Genomic DNA, 16146 nt, shown 5'->3' on the forward strand with positions numbered 1-16146 from the left:
CGAATTAATCAACAAGCTGATTTTTAATCGCATAATGCGTCAGTTCTGCATTGTGCCGCAATTTCATCTTCAGCAAAATTCTGGAACGGTATTCGCTGATAGTTTTGACTGATAAAGATAATTCTTTGGCAATGTCGCTCACAGATTTGCCGGAAGCGATCATTGTCATGGTCTGAAATTCACGGTCTGACAAGGTTTTGTGCGGCTCGTCTTCGTGTTCCTGATTCAGGTTGTTGGCCAGCGCCTGCGCCAGCTGCGGGCCGATATATTTCAGTCCGCCGGCCACCTGCCGGATTGCCGTCAGCAATTCGGTGATCGCGCAGTTTTTATTCAGATAACCTGACGCACCGGCTTTTAAACAACGTATGGCATACTGATCTTCACGATAGTGCGAAAACATGAGAACCTGAATGGCTGGGTTTTCTGTTTTAATCTGTTTCAGTACTTCAATGCCATTTTTATCCGCCAGCGCAATATCCAGCAATAAAACCTGGTAATCCATTTGGCGTGACAAACGGATCGCCTCGCTTCCTGAGCTGGCTTCTCCTGTTAATGACATGTCGCTGGTTGTTGCGATAATGCTTTTAATTCCTTCCCTGACGATGGCGCAGTCGTCTGTAATAATGATTTTTATTGATGCATATTCATTCATGCCTGGTCCATTTCTGTTTCAGATCAGTAGTGTTTTGACGCAAAAGTGTGCGCGAACAATCCTGATCGGGTCATGCCGGTTGCCGCACGCGTTGATCGGTGCCGCCTTATCGCTTATTTTATAAGGGATGACATAGTGGTGGTAAGAAGATACTAATAAATTTGACGGACTCCGATAAAATATCAACATGAGCAAAGCATTTATCAAAGAAACCGACGTGGATGAGGATGAGGAGGGTGGTGCACCTCCCATACCGGCCGGTTCCAAAAATTACATGACCCCAGAGGGGCATCAGCGTATGAAAGATGAGTTTCTGCATCTGATTGACGTGGCGCGACCTGAAGTAGTGAATATCGTTTCCTGGGCAGCGTCGAATGGTGATCGTTCTGAGAATGGTGACTATATTTATGGAAAACGTCGTTTGCGTGAGATTGACCGCCGTATTCGCTTCCTGAGCAAGCGTCTGGATATCGCGGAGGTGGTTGATCCTCGCGTTCATCATGGATCGGATCAGATTTTCTTCGGGGCGACCGTGGTTTATGAAAATCTGCAAGGAGAAGAAATGCGTGTGACGATTGTCGGTGTGGATGAATTTGATCCTTTGCAGGGGAAGATCAGCTGGATTTCACCGGTCGCCCGGGCGCTGACTAAAGCACGCATCGGTGATGTGGTGACGCTGAAAACTCCGCTGGGAACCGATGAGCTGACGATACTGGATGTGAGTTATCCGGGCTGATTTCTCATTTTGAAACGGATCATCATGGCGCTGAATTACACACATATCAATCATCCTTTGCGCATACCACTGGCAGCGGAGATTCATTCCCGTCCATCGTTGCGCCTGCGTTCTCCCGAATTGCTGACCCATTTTGCGATTTTCACGCATGACGAAGGGGAAAGTGGTGCTGATAATCTGTCGCAGCAACTGGCGATCCTGACGGATTTTTGCACGCATTTCGGTGTTGCTGCTCCGGCAGCCGGTGCCAAATATTTTTTCCATGATTTTGGGCGCTTCCGGCTGAAGTGGGAATGTCATACTGAATTTGCCACCTATAGTTTTCTCGATAATCCGGATGAATCCGGCGCCGAAGCGGCGCCTTCATTGAAGCAGGTTGAGCGGATTTTCGATCAGGTTCCGTTGCGCCATGTTCCGCAGCAATGGCTGGCTTCTCTGGAAGGAAAAGTCATGGTGGCGGCGCATGTGGCGTTGATTTCTGCGACCAAATTCTGGGCCGGACCGGCAAATCTGCTGCATGGCGTGTTTGAAGGTGGAGTGCTGGTCGGCAGCAAGGTGATTGAGCGTGGTGAGGTCTGGACCGATTTCCTGATTCAGGCAGATGGCTTCAGCCGTTTCATCGTATGTGATCAGGATTTTCTGGATCAGCAGCCGGGCCGGACGATACAACGTATTCTGGAAATTGAAACTTACCGCATGATGGCATTGCTCGGTTTGCCACAGGCGCAGGCCGCGGCACCTGTACTCAGTGCGATTGAGAACGAGCTGGTGCAGCTGACCGCTGCGATGACGGTTGCGAGCGGTCAGCAAGGCGAATTGAGTGATACAGATGCCGAACAGAAGATGCTGCGGGAAATCATTGATCTGGCGGCCCGGATCGAAAAACTGGTACTGGAAAACAGCTACCGCTTTTCTGCATCGAAAGCTTATTTCAGTCTGGTGAATGCGCGGATTGATGAGTTGCGCGAAAGCCGGATTGAAGGAATTCCGACGATTGCTGAGTTCATGGAGCGGCGGTTGGCTCCGGCCATGCACACCTGCGAAGCGATCGTGCGAAGGCAGGAGGCGCTGGCGGCGAGGATTGCTCACACCAATGACCTGCTGCGCACCCGCGTCGGCATTGTGCAGGAACAGCAGAACCGGAAAATCCTGCAAAGTATGAATCAGCGCGCAGCCCAGCAACTGCGTTTGCAGCAGGCGGTAGAGGGCTTGTCGGTGGCAGCAATCAGTTATTATGTGGCCGGATTATTTTCCTATGCCGGAAAGGGGCTCAAAGCTCTGGGCGTCAATATCAACCCGGATATGTTGACAGGTTTGCTGATTCCTGTGATTGCGCTGGCTGTCTGGTGGGGCTTGAGAAGGATGCACAAAAGCCTGCATTAAGTGTTGTCAGGCTTGTCGGCGTTACGGTACTCAGAAGATGATACTCAATTATTTAAATATACTCCTGGGGAGTATATTTAAACACCCTTTATCTTTCAGGGCATCAGGGTATTTTTTCTTAAAAGCGAGGGGAGTATATTGCTGGCAGGCTGACGTAGCTAGGTAATAGACTTCAGCCACGTTCACGCAGAATGCGTGACACGCCGCTTAAGTGCTTGATGTTGCGCATGATGCGCGCGAGGTGGGCGCGGTCTTCAACTTGTATCGTGAAGTGGATATGGGTCATGTCGTTGGCATCGCCATCTTCCATGTTGACATGACTGATATTCGCTTCTGATTCGCCGATTTCAGCAGCAATACGTGCCAGCGCGCCACGTTCATTGGTGACGGTGACCTCGATCCGGGTGTCAAAACTGCGATTGAGTTCCTCGCCCCAGGTCACATCAATCCAGCGATCGGGTTCTTTGATGTGCAGGCGTTTCGCATGTTCGCAATCGTCGCTGTGTACCACCAGTCCCTGATCGCGTTTCAGCTGGCCGACAATGCCGTCGCCGGGAATCGGCAGGCAACAGGGAGCCAGTTGCACCGACAAACCTTCGCTACCGTAAATGATGACCGGATCACGTTTGTACGCGTGTTTGTCTCCGAATTGCTGGAACGGGAAGGGCGCATCATCCTCGACCAGATCCAGAATATGGCGCGCCACCAGTGCCGCCATGCGTTTGCCAATACCGATGTCGGTATAGATTTCATCCATCGATTTGGCCGTTGATTCATTCAGCAATTTGTCGATCAGTGTGGATGGTAATTCCGGATTCAGGTTGACTGCTACCAGTGCCTGCGCCAACAATTGTTTGCCGAGTTCGGTGGATTCGCTCAGATTGATGGTTCGCAGATAATGGCGAATCGCAGAACGCGCTTTGCCGGTACGCACATAGGTCAGCCAGTTAGGTGTCGGGCGTGAATTGGGTGACGTGATGATCTCGACGATGTCACCGTTTTTCAGTTCAGAGCGGAGCGGCACCGGCTCATGATTGATGCGGGTAGCGATCGCCTGGTCCCCGATATCGGTATGGATGCTGTAGGCGAAGTCCAATGCCGTCGCTCCGCGCGGCAGGGCGATAATCTTGGATTTTGGCGTGAATACATAGACTGAGTCGGGAAACAGATCGACTTTGACATGCTCCAGAAATTCGGCTGAGTCACCAGTCTGCTTCTGAATATCCAGCAGCGACTGCAGCCAGGCATGGGTGCGCTGCTGCAGATCGGTCAGACTGCCATCGTCATCTTTATACAGCCAGTGTGCTGCCACACCGGATTCGGCGACGCGATGCATATCCTGTGTGCGGATCTGAAATTCAACCGGCGTGCCGTAAGGACCGATCAGCGTGGTGTGCAGTGATTGGTAGCCATTCGTTTTCGGAATCGCAATGTAATCCTTGAACTTGCCCGGCATAGGCTTGTACAGCGCATGCAGCGCTCCCAACGCATAATAGCTTTCCCGGAAATTGTCGACTACGATGCGAAAGCCATACACATCCAATACCTGGGAAAAACTCAGGTGCTTGTCATGCATTTTCCGGTAAATGCCGTACAGCGTCTTTTCGCGACCATAGACTTCTGCGCGGATATCGGCTTCTTTCAGCGTAATTTTCACTGCTTCCAGGATTTTATTGACGACTTCACGCCGGTTGCCGCGCGCTGCCTTGACCGCTTTGGACAGCGTTCGGTAGCGCATCGGGTAGAGATGTGAAAACGCGAGATCTTGCAGTTCCCGGTAAATATTATTGAGTCCGAGCCGGTGTGCAATCGGAACGTACACATCCATGGTTTCCCGTGAGATGCGACGTTTTTTTTCCGGCGACATGACTGCCAGCGTGCGCATATTGTGCAGCCGGTCGGCCAGCTTGACCAGAATCACCCGCACATCGCGCGCCATCGCCAGCAGCATCTTGCGGAAATTTTCGGCCTGCGCTTCAATCTGGCTCTGGAATTCAATTTTTTCCAGTTTCGATAAGCCATCGACCAGCGTGGCGACGGGCGCGCCGAAGCGTTCAATCAGTTCTTCCTTCTGGACATCCTGATCTTCCATCACATCGTGCAGCAGCGCAGCCATGATGGCCTGCACATCCAGCTTCCATTCAGCACAGATTTCCGCCACCGCGATCGGATGCGAGATATAAGGTTCACCGGATTTACGGACCTGTCCCAGATGCATTTCATCAGAAAAACGATATGCTTCCTTGACCAGTTTCAGGTCAGCCGGCGACATGTATTCTGCCAGCCGGGCGCTGAGCGCACTGGTTGAAGCAACGCCAACAATGGTAGAGGATGATTGAGAAGGGGATGAAGCGGTGGAGCTGACGGATACGGATTTTTTGGAGCTACGGGCGACAGGCTTGGCGGTGTTACCCTCAGCCGCATCCGGGTCGGCGGACGTAGTCACCGGTACAGCCGGAGTGGCAGTCAACGACGGTGCAGATTCGGCGACGTTCATGATGCGACTCCCGGCCAGTAATACTATGCAGTACTTCGGTTACAGCCAGATTAAACAGGGACTTTCTTGAGCATTTCAATACCGACTTTGCCTTGCGCGATTTCACGCAGTGCGATCACGGTTGGCTTGTCTTTGGACTCCACCTTCGGCGTATGGCCTTGCAGCAGCTGGCGTGCACGGTAAGTCGCGCACAAAGTCAGTTGGAACCGGTTAGGGATCTGTTTCAGAGAGTCTTCAATAGTAATACGTGCCATGATGTTTCCTAATGACTGATATGGATGATTAATTGGGGTTTGCATGTATACCTAGCTGTGCAAACAGCGCGCTGTTACGGGCCGATTGCTGGGTGAAGCGGCATCGTGTTGCTTTGACAATCGCGTTTAATTCTGAGAGCGCAGTGGCAAAATCTTGATTAATAATAACATACTCGAACTCTGGAGAGTGCGCCATTTCGCCGCCTGCCGCCAGAATCCGGCGTGTAATGATGAGAGGTTCGTCCTGACCGCGCTTCTTCAGACGCTCTTCGAGTGCGGGAATCGATGGCGGGAGAATAAATATCCCAACAGCATCCGGAAACTGTTTGCGCACCTGCTGCGCACCCTGCCAATCGATTTCTAGCAGCACATCGGTGCCGGCACGCATCTGCTTTTCAATCTGCAGACGGGAAGTGCCATAATAATTGCCATGTACTTCTGCAGATTCCAGAAATTCTCCCTGCGCTTTTCTGGCCAGGAAGTCTTCCGGGGTGGTGAAATGATATTCGCGGCCATTCTGTTCACCAGGCCGGGGCGGGCGTGTGGTGTATGAAATGGAGAGCTTGATTTGCGGTTCCTGGCTCAGTAATGCATTGACCAGTGTCGATTTGCCGGCACCCGATGGTGCAGCGACAATAAAGAGACTGCCGGATGTGGAAGTGATGGGAAGCATAGGTAACCTTTGAGGAACGATAATTTCCGGCGGAAAATGGCCGGATGGTCCGCTTTCTCTGGATTGGGAAATATTCCCGCCGTTAAAATATCGGCGGGAGTATAAGCAAATGTACGCGCTTATTCAAGATTCTGCACTTGTTCACGCATTTGTTCTATCAACAGCTTTAAATCCATTGAAGCGTCTGCGAGTTCTTTCAGCGCGGCCTTGGAGCCCAGCGTGTTTGCTTCACGATTAAGTTCCTGCATCATGAAATCGAGACGTTTTCCGACTTGTCCGCCTTTTTGCAGGATGTGCCGGGTTTCCGTCAGGTGGGCAGACAAGCGTGACAGTTCCTCTGCGACATCAATGCGGATACCGTATAGCGTCACTTCCTGTCGGATCCGGTCCATGGCTTCTTCTCGCGAAATGGCGGCTGAGTTACCGTCGGGAGCAGCTAATCCTAATGCTTCTTCAAGGCGTGTAATGGATTTTTGCTGGAACTGCTGCAAGACCTGCGGTAGCAGTGGTCGGATTTTTTCGACGATGGCTTCCATCGAGGTGATGCAGCCTAACAAAACCTGCCCCAGTGCTGCGCCTTCGCGCTCACGGCTGATGATGAATTGATCAAGTGTCTGCTGGATGGTCTGGCTGATCGCCTGCTGCAAATGTTCGGTGTTGATTTCAGCTTCTTCGATCACACCAGGCCAGCGCAGAAGTTCATTAACGCTCAATGTCGCTGCCTGTGGAAACTGCCCTTGCAGTGTTTGCTGGAATGCGGCTAGTTGTGTCAGCAGGGAATGGTTGAGAGCTTTATTGTTATTTTCATTATTTTTTTTACCAAAGCTGAAGCGGCATTCAACTTTTCCCCTGACAACACGCCGCGAGACCGCTTCCCGGAACAGATTTTCTACAGAGCGGAAATCATCGTTGATGCGGAACTGCAGATCAAGGAAGCGGGAATTCACGCTCTTGATTTCAATCGTCATGGTTCCCGCTTCGGTTTCCTGGGTGCTGGTAGCATAACCAGTCATACTGTAAATACTCAAAATGTATCCTTTGGAAATTTGTGTAATATTTTATGAGTGACCAGAGTGAGGAGGTATTGAAAGCAGTTGTGTAAAACAAGATATAGTCTTTACAAATATCCCAATTATCAACACAATCCCCTTTATCTAAAGGATTGGAACAGCAATGGCCGCACAAAACAACGCACCTTTACCAGATGGGCTGGAGATTGCCGGATACCGCATTGTAAAGAAAATTGCCTCCGGTGGCTTTAGTATCGTTTATCTGGCGACGGATGAAGATGGCAATGCGGTGGCAATCAAGGAATATCTGCCGAGTTCGCTCGCGCTGCGCCAGCAAGGGGAACTGGTTCCCGCTATTTCTAATGAAAACTTGCCGATTTACCGGATCGGGTTGAAATGTTTTTTTGAGGAAGGACGGGCACTGGCGCGTATTTCTCACCCAAATGTTGTGAGTGTTATCAATTTCTTCCGGGCGAACGAGACTGTTTATATGGTCATGGCGTATGAGTCTGGCCGTTCTTTACAGGAACACATCCTGCGCCGGCGCGATAAAGGCGAAAAGCCGCTGGTGTCAGAGCGTTTTGTCCGGAGGATGTTTAATCAGGTGATGAACGGTTTGCGCGAAGTGCATACCAATAAACTGCTTCACCTTGATCTGAAACCTGCGAATATTTATCTGCGTCTGGACGGAACACCGATTTTGCTGGACTTTGGTGCTGCGCGCCAGACTTTGAAAACGGACATTCCCAAGCTATACCCTATGTACACTCCTGGCTTTGCCGCGCCTGAGCTATATCAAAAAAATGGAAATCTGGGGCCGTGGACAGATATTTACAGTATAGGAGCTTCTATATTTGCTTGTATGATAGGCGCTCCACCGCAACCATCTGATCAGCGCAAGACGCAAGATAAAATGGAGGCGCATTATCGTAAATTGGAAGGGATGTATTCGCCCGAGCTGATTGAAGTGGTGCGCTGGTGTCTGAAAATGGATCCGCTAGAGCGCCCGCAAAGCGTTTTTGCACTGCAAAAAGCACTGGCAACCAAGGCGCAGCCTCAACCCGAACCAGGCATGCTGGAAAAAGCCAGGATCGCTGTATCATCATTGTTTCGCCGGGACAAAAAGAAAAGATCGGATGGCGATCATACAACCATACAGGAAAGTACCCTGAACTGAATATAAAATTGGTGTTCCCCGGTGCATGGGATGACTGTGCAGACCATTTACTCTGAAATTTTTAATTTGACCCCATTGTTTTCAGTCTGATTATCCATGCGTTTTTCCGTTTATCAAGAGAGCCACATCGGCGGTCGTAAAGTGAATCAGGACCGCATGGGGTACAGCTTTACCCGTGACGCTATTTTGTTGCTGCTGGCAGATGGCATGGGCGGACACATTCTGGGGGAAATGGCTGCAGCAATCGCCATGCAGACGATCGGGTCTTTATTCCAGCAGCAGGCGCAGCCATTCATTGCGCGTCCGGAACGTTTTCTTGAAGATAGCTTTTTGGCCGCCCATCAGGAAATTCATCGCTACCGGGCGATGAATAATCTCCCGGAAACACCAAGAACCACCATTGTCGCTTGCCTGATTCAGAACGGTTACGCATACTGGGCGCATTGCGGTGATTCTCGTTTGTACTGGATGCGCCAGGGGCAGATCCTGTTGCGTACCAAAGACCATTCCCGGCTTGAAACGCTGATTGCGCAGGGCAAAGTGGATCCGGCTGAGCGCCATACGCATCCTGATCGGAATAAGCTGTTCAATTGTCTCGGTGCGCCGAATTCCCCGATTGTTGAATTATCCCGCCGTGCGGCATTGCAGCCGGGCGACCTGATTTTATTGTGCTCTGATGGCCTTTGGTCGATGTTGCCAGATTATATGCTGGCGCAAAAACTGCACGAAAACACGATTGTCCGTGCAATTCCTGAGCTGATCCGTTCTGCCGTCAGTATTGCCGGTAAACAGAGTGACAATGCGACAGCGCTTGTCATGATGTGGGAAGGTGATGACCGTCTTGAGGACTCATCCATTATTTCTACCAACACCTTGCCAATTGGTTCTATCACTACGACGATTCAGGTTCAGATTGATCCGGATATTCCGGTTGAAAATGGTGAGCCGGATATGTTCAACGATGCCGAGATTGAAAAAGCCATTGCTGAAATACGCAATGCCATTCACAAATCTTCCCGTATTACTTCAAAAACTTAACTATTTATGTCTATTACTCAACGCCCTGATGGACGCGCAACGGATGCTTTGCGCCCCATCGTGATCAGTCGCCATTTCACGAAACACGCTGAAGGTTCCGTATTGATTGAATTTGGTGACACGCAGGTTATCTGCACCGCCAGCATCGAAGATAAAGTACCTGGTTTTTTGAAAGGCAAAGGGCAGGGCTGGCTGACTGCGGAATACGGCATGTTGCCGCGTTCAACGCATATGCGCATGGATCGTGAAGCCGCGAAAGGGAAGCAGTCTGGACGTACTCAGGAAATCCAGCGCCTGATCGGGCGCTCTTTAAGAGCAGCCTTCGATCTGGAAGCCTTTGGCGAGCGGACGCTGCATCTGGATTGCGATGTGATACAGGCTGATGGCGGAACACGCACAGCATCGATTACGGGCGCCATGGTTGCAGCTTACGATGCCTTTTCTCAGTTGAAAGTGCGCGGGCTTATCGAACAGGTACCATTGCGGCATTTTGTGGCGGCGGTATCGGTCGGGGTATATCAGGGGCAAGCTGTACTGGATCTGAATTACGTTGAGGATTCTGGTTGCGATACCGACATGAATGTGGTCATGACTGAGGCAGGTCATTTCATCGAAGTGCAGGGCACAGCGGAAGGTGCGGCATTTGATCGGAATACGATGAATCAGTTACTGGATCTGGCGCAGAATGGCATCAGCGATCTGATCGATTTGCAAAAACAGGTACTCGGCTTACTCGGAAACTGAACAGCATCATGAGCAGAAGAATTGTATTAGCCTCCAATAATCAGGGAAAGCTGAAAGAGTTTTATCAAATACTTTCGCCGTTAGGGATAGAGTTGCACGCACAGTCAGAATTTCAGGTTCAGGAAGCAGAAGAGCCGTATGGCACGTTTATCGAGAATGCGCTAACTAAAGCGCGTCATGCGGCAAAACTGACGGGCTTACCTGCACTGGCGGATGATTCAGGCATCTGCGTGAATGCGCTTCGCGGCGCTCCCGGCGTATTGTCTGCCAGATTTGCGGGAGAGCCGAAATCAGACGAAAGGAATAATCAGAAACTGGTTGCAGCACTGCAATCCGAAGCCGATAAAACGGCTTATTACTACTGTGTACTGGTTTTGGTTCGCTCAGAAAATGACCCGCAGCCAGTGATTGCAGACGGTATCTGGAAAGGCGAAATCCTTGATCAACCGAGGGGGAATGGCGGATTTGGCTATGATCCGTATTTCCTGATTCCGGAATTGGGAATGACCGTCGCACAACTGACAGCAGAGCAAAAAAATCAGAAATCGCATCGCGGGCAAGCGTTAAAAGCCCTGTTTGAAAAATTAAAATGATTCCGATCAAACCTATATCGCCACAAACGGAGTCAACACAGCAGGCAACCAGTTTGTCCGATATTCCCCAGCTTGTTGCCAGCCAGTTTCTGACACCTGGCGACCTGCATTTAAACGCATTGCCACCCTTGTCTCTGTATGTACATTTCCCATGGTGTGTCAAAAAATGCCCATATTGTGATTTTAATTCGCATGAAGTGAAGGGTGGTTTTGATGAAAAAGCTTACCTGAATGCCTTGCGCACAGATCTGGAGGCATCTTTGCCGCTGATCTGGGGAAGAAAAATTTACACCATCTTTATTGGCGGCGGTACCCCAAGCCTGTTATCAGCCTCAGGTATTGACCAGATGATGTCAGATATCCGCAGTCTGCTTCCTTTAGACAATGCTGCTGAAATCACACTGGAAGCGAATCCCGGAACTTTTGAGGCAGAAAAATTCCGCACTTTCCGGGGCAGTGGGATCAACCGATTATCGATCGGTATTCAGAGTTTTCATTCGGGACATTTATCTGCCTTGGGGCGAATCCATGATGGAGATCAGGCCAGACGTGCAATAGATATTGCGCAGACCCATTTTGAAAACTTTAATCTGGATCTGATGTTTGCCTTGCCGGGACAAACGCTGGCAGAAGTCAGGCAAGATATTGCGACCGCGCAGTCGTTCGCTCCACCGCATTTGTCGCTGTATCATCTGACGCTGGAGCCTAATACTTATTTTGCCAAATATCCGCCAGCGATTCCCGACGATGATCTGAGCGCTGAAATGCAGGACTTGATTCACCAGACGATGGCTAATGCCGGTTATACGCATTATGAAGTTTCCGCTTATGCCAGACCCGGAAGAGAGGCGCGTCATAATCTGAATTACTGGAATTTTGGTGACTATCTGGGTATTGGCGCCGGTGCGCACTCTAAACTGTCTTTTCCACACAGAATTGTGCGCCAGATGAAATACAAACAGCCCAAAGCCTATATGGATGCGGCGATGAAAGGAAATGCAACGCAGGAATCGGCAGAAATCAGCAAACAGGATTTACCGTTTGAATTTATGCTGAATGCTTTGCGTCTGAACCAGGGTTTTCCAGTGCATTTGTTTCAGGAGCGTACGGGCTTGTTGCTGAACTCTATTGAAAAAAAATTACAGCAGGCAGAAGCAAAGCAATTGATTCAACGCGACCATTTAAAAATCATGCCAACGCCGATGGGGCGATTATTTCTCAATGATTTGCAGCAAATATTTCTCTGAGATTTCTCTGAATGAAATCCTGATGTTGCGAAACATGGCACTTCAATGCTGAAGAACTATCCAAAAGCGGATGTGAAGAATAAATACGGAGCTTCAATCAGCCTGACTTGCCCCACTGATAAGAATGCATTATAATGTGTGGCTCGGAAGCTTGGCAGAGCGGTTGAATGCACCAGTCTTGAAAACTGGCGAGGTGTCAAAGCCTTCGTGAGTTCGAATCTCACAGCTTCCGCCAAAATAAATAGATAAGCCATTGATTTTAAATGGCTTTTTATTTTTTTGGGGCTGATCAGTGTGCCATTCGGCTACCATTTTGTAGCGCTTTAATTTCGTGGCGAATTCCTGTACCTCTTCAATTGAATCAAACAGGTACTGAGCAAGCCATTCGTAGCGTGCCGTTCGGTTATAGCGTTCGACGTAAGCATTTTCTGCGGGCAACCCGGCTGAATGAACTCAAGTCTGATCCGCGCTTTGCAACCCATTCAGCCGTGACTGCGCTGATGTATTCTGAGCCATTGTCACTGGGAATCACCTGCGGTGCACCACGCCATTCGATGACTTGATCCAAAGCACAGATGACGCACTCGGCCTGTAATGAGAAATCCGCCTCGATACACAAGCCTTACACAGAAACTCGTACACCCCAAAGATGAGTGTTTGGTGCAAACGTTGACGGAGCCTCGCGGCAGCGCGAAATCTTAGTCGGAAAATAATTGGAAAAATAGGGAATTTGAGCTTCCCTTGTTACAATATCAGACCCGACTATTTTCTACTGTTAGCAACATTATCATGATCGATATTCAACTCCTGCGCAAAGACATCACCACGGTGGCGGCCCGTCTGGCTACCCGTAAATTCCAGCTGGATGTCACGACGTTTAATGCGCTCGAAGCAGAGCGCAGGCAAATTCAATCCCGCACTGAAGAATTACAGGGCAAACGAAATACTTTGTCCAAGCAGATCGGCATGCTCAAAGGAAAAGGTGAAGATGCTTCTGCGGTCATGGCTGAAGTGGGTGGAATCGGTGATGAATTGAAGGCATCGGAAGTCCGCTTATCTGAAGTGCAGACGCAAATGACGGCATTTCTGCAAACGATACCGAATCTGCCACACGAAACAGTGACTGTCGGTAACGACGAAACTGCAAACGTGGAAGTGCGCAAAGTCGGTGCGCCACCAGTTTTTGATTTTGAAGTCAAAGACCATGTTGATATTGGCTCCGCACTGGGTCTCGATTTTGACACGGCAGTCAAGCTTACAGGTTCGCGTTTTTCCGTCATGCGTGGAGGTATTGCCCGGTTGCACCGCGCACTGGCGCAGTTCATGCTGGATACGCAAACAATGGAGCATGGCTACACGGAAGTGTACACACCATATATGGTGAATGCCGACTCGATGCGCGGTACCGGTCAATTACCGAAATTTGAGGAAGATTTATTCGCCGTAAAAAAAGGCGGGCAAGAAGGTGAGGGTGAGACACTGTATCTGATCCCGACCTCCGAAGTATCTCTGACCAATACCGTACGTGATGAAATTTTGGCCGCCGATGTGCTGCCGGTGAAGCTGACTGCGCATACGCCATGCTTCCGTTCTGAGGCGGGTAGTTATGGTCGAGATACGCGCGGCATGATACGTCAGCACCAGTTTGATAAAGTTGAAATGGTGCAGATTGTTCATCCGGAAAAATCTATGGAAGCACTGGACGAGATGGTTAGTCACGCTGAGGCAATCCTGCAAAAACTGGGATTGCCATACCGCGTGATGAGTCTGTGCACTGGTGACATGGGTTTTGGTGCAATGAAAACGTTTGACCTGGAAGTCTGGTTACCAGCGCAAAATACCTATCGCGAAATCTCTTCCATTTCCAATATGGAGGCGTTTCAGGCTCGTCGTATGCAGGCGAGATTCCGTAATGCGCAGGGTAAGCCGGAACTGGTGCATACCTTAAATGGCTCCGGCTTGGCTGTTGGCCGCACTCTGGTGGCTGTATTGGAGAATTACCAGCAGACGGATGGTTCCGTCATCATTCCTGAGGTGCTGCTGCCGTACATGGGAGGTATCACAAAACTGGTACCCACAGCATAAGCAACATCTCCAAAACCGCATCTCAGATGCGGTTTTTTTATGGGCGATTGCAGCAGGTAATGTCGCAGGTAAAACCGACAATTATTGCTGTCAGCTGATGATTAAATCCAGTTCGGAGCGGCGGTCTATAAACAAGCTGTTGCCGTGAATTTTTTTTGCCTGCTTTTTAGCTTCTGATGCGGCAATCGATATCTGGTGGTGAGAGTAAAACTTGTTTGCCCGAGATTTCACTACGCCCAACGATAAGCTGACTAAGGGATAAAAAACTTTTTTTCCTTGTCGGTCTTCGCTCAGGTAACCGCCACGTTCACGGTCATCATTGCTGTAAAAATCTCCGATACTGGCAGCAAAATTTTGCAAAATATCCTGGCAACGCTGTTCCCAGTCCTCACTCCGGAACAGGATAATAAAATCATCGCCGCCAATGTGACCAATAAAATCCAGTTGTGGATCACAGTGCTGCTTCAGTATTTCACTTGTCATTTGAATGATGTCATCTCCGCGCCGGTAGCCATACACATCGTTAAACGGTTTGAAATGGTCCAGATCGCAGTAGCAAGCGCTGAAGTTTTGTTGTTTTCTCAGGAGGTGGTCAATATGTTCATTGATCGGAACATTGCCTGGCAGTTGCGTCAATGGATTAGCGTATCGTGCTGCAGTGATCTGCATTTGAGTAATTTCCCTCATCAGATCCGGACCTGTGCAGATACCGATGTATTGTCCCTGATCGGTAATGATAATACCGTTAATCAGATGCTCAGGATTGGCTTCAACAATAATGTGGCTGACATCCTGCATACTCGTATTTTTATCCACTACTACGGCGTGCGCATCCATAAAAACCTTGCAGGATTTTTTGCCATATAACTCACGTTGATAAGGACGGGCAAAACGATCAATCATGTGATAACGATTAATGATCCCCACCGGGATGCCATTGTCTACTACAGGCAAAATTTGTAACCTGGGATTTTGCAGAAAAATATCGTCCACCTGATTATTCAGCATCGTTGATGGTACTGTGGGGCATGTTTTAAGTATTTTTTCAACTGCCGTCATTTGCTCAACACCTCCTGCATGGCGTTTAAACATCAGTTGTTGATCCGAACTCAGCAGCTTAATGACTTCGGCAGAAATCATCTTTGCCGGAGCTGGATGCGGTCGTGCAATATGATAACCTTGGCCACATGCCACCCCCAGATCGCGAACCGCTATCAGCTCAGCCTGCGTTTCTATTCCTTCCGCAATGACCTTTGTGCCGGACTTTTCAGCAATACTCTGAATGGAGCGGACAAACTGTGCTTTAACAGGGTCGAGATCAATTCCCTGAATAAAATGCATATCAATTTTGACGTAATCTGGCTTTAATTCAGACCATAAGCGCAGACTGGAAAATCCTTCACCCAGATCATCGATCGCAATTTCAAAGCCCATCTCACGGTAATGCATAACAGCATCGCATAGTAAGCCATAATCATGAGTTGGCTGATATTCGGTCAGTTCAATAATGACTCGCTCTGGAGAAATGCCGAGTTGGTGAACTGTATCGAGTGTTTCTCCGTAGCGCGTATCGCGCTGAATCAGGGATTCAGGGCTGACGTTTAAAAATATTTTACCCGGCAATTTTTGTGCTGAAAATTGTTCCAGCACGACTTTTCTGCATAAGTGTTCAATCGTCACTGTCAAATTGTGGTCGGCCGCCGCCTTGAATAAATTAATAGGGGCATGCAAAGAACTGTCAGATGGTCCCCTGATTAAGCCTTCATAGCCGATAATATCGCCATTTTGCATATCCACGATAGGTTGAAAACGCGCAGTCAGTGAGCGTTGCTCGATAATGCGTAAAAGCTGTGAATGCATAGATGACTCCCCGGCTTCGGGCAATACAGGGTGTACCAGACTGATATATAGTTCGTTCAGCGGTGAAATTTTGGCAGAACCTTGCATCGGCGTGCTGAGCGTGGCATTTTTCATGGGACAGAGTTCGGAATTCGTGCAGCCTGCGGTCATTTTTCTGGAAATGAAGGTGTGCAGGTAAGAAAAAGTAATAATTCTGA

14 protein-coding genes, 1 tRNA gene and 1 pseudogene are annotated in these 16146 nt (G+C 49.4%); 9 read left to right on the forward strand and 7 right to left on the reverse strand.

The window, feature by feature from the left end; all coding sequences use genetic code 11:
• Positions 1-4 precede the first annotated feature (4 nt).
• Complete coding sequence (locus HV832_RS10570) at positions 5-652, reverse strand: response regulator (RefSeq protein ID WP_176803797.1); 648 nt, start codon at positions 650-652, stop codon at positions 5-7.
• 187 nt (positions 653-839) lie between these two features.
• Here HV832_RS10570 and greB point away from each other — a divergent pair, with 187 nt between their 5' ends.
• Positions 840-1388 carry a transcription elongation factor GreB gene (greB, locus tag HV832_RS10575; RefSeq protein WP_176803798.1) on the forward strand — a complete coding sequence of 183 codons (549 nt, stop codon included), beginning with the start codon at positions 840-842 and terminating at the stop codon, positions 1386-1388.
• Positions 1389-1412: 24 nt separating this feature from the next.
• Complete coding sequence (locus HV832_RS10580) at positions 1413-2771, forward strand: DUF3422 family protein (RefSeq protein ID WP_176803799.1); 1359 nt, start codon at positions 1413-1415, stop codon at positions 2769-2771.
• Between the two features lie 172 nt (positions 2772-2943).
• Here the strand turns inward: HV832_RS10580 and HV832_RS10585 are convergent, their stop codons facing one another.
• From HV832_RS10585 to HV832_RS10600, 4 genes are all read right to left on the reverse strand, one after another.
• Positions 2944-5268, reverse strand: coding sequence for a RelA/SpoT family protein (locus HV832_RS10585; RefSeq protein ID WP_176803800.1), 2325 nt, complete (start codon positions 5266-5268; stop codon positions 2944-2946).
• A 50-nt stretch (positions 5269-5318) separates the two neighbouring features.
• Complete coding sequence (gene rpoZ / locus HV832_RS10590) at positions 5319-5522, reverse strand: DNA-directed RNA polymerase subunit omega (protein WP_176803801.1); 204 nt, start codon at positions 5520-5522, stop codon at positions 5319-5321.
• 28 nt (positions 5523-5550) lie between these two features.
• On the reverse strand, positions 5551-6195 hold the full coding sequence (gmk, locus tag HV832_RS10595) for a guanylate kinase (protein ID WP_176803802.1): 645 nt from the start codon (positions 6193-6195) through the stop codon (positions 5551-5553).
• Between the two features lie 119 nt (positions 6196-6314).
• A complete protein-coding gene (locus HV832_RS10600; protein ID WP_223827251.1) occupies positions 6315-7223 on the reverse strand; it encodes a YicC/YloC family endoribonuclease in 909 nt (302 codons plus the stop codon).
• Between the two features lie 145 nt (positions 7224-7368).
• On the opposite strand from HV832_RS10600, the gene HV832_RS10605 reads away from it, so the two are divergent.
• The 6 genes from HV832_RS10605 to HV832_RS10630 all read left to right on the forward strand — a co-directional run bounded on the left by HV832_RS10605 (position 7369) and on the right by HV832_RS10630 (position 12239).
• Positions 7369-8382 (forward strand): serine/threonine protein kinase, encoded by a 1014-nt coding sequence (locus HV832_RS10605; RefSeq protein ID WP_176803803.1) that lies wholly within the window; start codon positions 7369-7371, stop codon positions 8380-8382.
• Between the two features lie 96 nt (positions 8383-8478).
• On the forward strand, positions 8479-9420 hold the full coding sequence (locus HV832_RS10610; RefSeq protein WP_176803804.1) for a PP2C family protein-serine/threonine phosphatase: 942 nt from the start codon (positions 8479-8481) through the stop codon (positions 9418-9420).
• 6 nt (positions 9421-9426) lie between these two features.
• On the forward strand, positions 9427-10164 hold the full coding sequence (gene rph / locus HV832_RS10615; RefSeq protein ID WP_176803805.1) for a ribonuclease PH: 738 nt from the start codon (positions 9427-9429) through the stop codon (positions 10162-10164).
• 8 nt (positions 10165-10172) lie between these two features.
• Entirely contained in the window at positions 10173-10757 is a 585-nt protein-coding gene (gene rdgB / locus HV832_RS10620) for an RdgB/HAM1 family non-canonical purine NTP pyrophosphatase (RefSeq protein WP_176803806.1), read from the forward strand.
• Positions 10754-12004: a radical SAM family heme chaperone HemW gene (gene hemW / locus HV832_RS10625; RefSeq protein WP_176803807.1), complete on the forward strand. Its 1251-nt coding sequence runs from the start codon at positions 10754-10756 to the stop codon at positions 12002-12004. Before rdgB ends, hemW begins: the two co-directional genes overlap by 4 nt.
• Positions 12005-12149: 145 nt before the next feature.
• Positions 12150-12239 (forward strand) — tRNA-Ser (locus HV832_RS10630).
• Positions 12240-12331: 92 nt separating this feature from the next.
• On the opposite strand, the pseudogene HV832_RS17315 reads toward HV832_RS10630, so the two are convergent.
• Positions 12332-12626: pseudogene (locus HV832_RS17315) on the reverse strand (integrase core domain-containing protein); the annotation flags it as partial.
• Between the two features lie 167 nt (positions 12627-12793).
• On the opposite strand from HV832_RS17315, the gene serS reads away from it, so the two are divergent.
• Positions 12794-14089 carry a serine--tRNA ligase gene (serS, locus tag HV832_RS10640; RefSeq protein ID WP_176803808.1) on the forward strand — a complete coding sequence of 432 codons (1296 nt, stop codon included), beginning with the start codon at positions 12794-12796 and terminating at the stop codon, positions 14087-14089.
• Positions 14090-14179: 90 nt separating this feature from the next.
• Here serS and HV832_RS10645 read toward each other — a convergent pair whose 3' ends face one another.
• Positions 14180-15949 carry a GGDEF domain-containing protein gene (locus HV832_RS10645; protein ID WP_176803809.1) on the reverse strand — a complete coding sequence of 590 codons (1770 nt, stop codon included), beginning with the start codon at positions 15947-15949 and terminating at the stop codon, positions 14180-14182.
• Positions 15950-16146: the final 197 nt, after the last annotated feature.

The sequence above is a fragment of the Cognatundibacterium oligocarboniphilum genome, from assembly GCF_013377855.1.
Taxonomy (GTDB): Bacteria; Pseudomonadota; Gammaproteobacteria; order Burkholderiales; family Burkholderiaceae_D; genus Undibacterium; species Undibacterium oligocarboniphilum.

Coding starts and splice junctions, on each gene's coding strand:
- HV832_RS10570 (WP_176803797.1), bottom strand. CDS start 652: ATGAATGAATATGCATCAATAAAAATCATTATTACAGACGACTGCGCC.
- greB (WP_176803798.1), top strand. CDS start 840: ATGAGCAAAGCATTTATCAAAGAAACCGACGTGGATGAGGATGAGGAG.
- HV832_RS10580 (WP_176803799.1), top strand. CDS start 1,413: ATGGCGCTGAATTACACACATATCAATCATCCTTTGCGCATACCACTG.
- HV832_RS10585 (WP_176803800.1), bottom strand. CDS start 5,268: ATGAACGTCGCCGAATCTGCACCGTCGTTGACTGCCACTCCGGCTGTA.
- rpoZ (WP_176803801.1), bottom strand. CDS start 5,522: ATGGCACGTATTACTATTGAAGACTCTCTGAAACAGATCCCTAACCGG.
- gmk (WP_176803802.1), bottom strand. CDS start 6,195: ATGCTTCCCATCACTTCCACATCCGGCAGTCTCTTTATTGTCGCTGCA.
- HV832_RS10605 (WP_176803803.1), top strand. CDS start 7,369: ATGGCCGCACAAAACAACGCACCTTTACCAGATGGGCTGGAGATTGCC.
- HV832_RS10610 (WP_176803804.1), top strand. CDS start 8,479: ATGCGTTTTTCCGTTTATCAAGAGAGCCACATCGGCGGTCGTAAAGTG.
- rph (WP_176803805.1), top strand. CDS start 9,427: ATGTCTATTACTCAACGCCCTGATGGACGCGCAACGGATGCTTTGCGC.
- rdgB (WP_176803806.1), top strand. CDS start 10,173: ATGAGCAGAAGAATTGTATTAGCCTCCAATAATCAGGGAAAGCTGAAA.
- hemW (WP_176803807.1), top strand. CDS start 10,754: ATGATTCCGATCAAACCTATATCGCCACAAACGGAGTCAACACAGCAG.
- serS (WP_176803808.1), top strand. CDS start 12,794: ATGATCGATATTCAACTCCTGCGCAAAGACATCACCACGGTGGCGGCC.
- HV832_RS10645 (WP_176803809.1), bottom strand. CDS start 15,949: ATGCATTCACAGCTTTTACGCATTATCGAGCAACGCTCACTGACTGCG.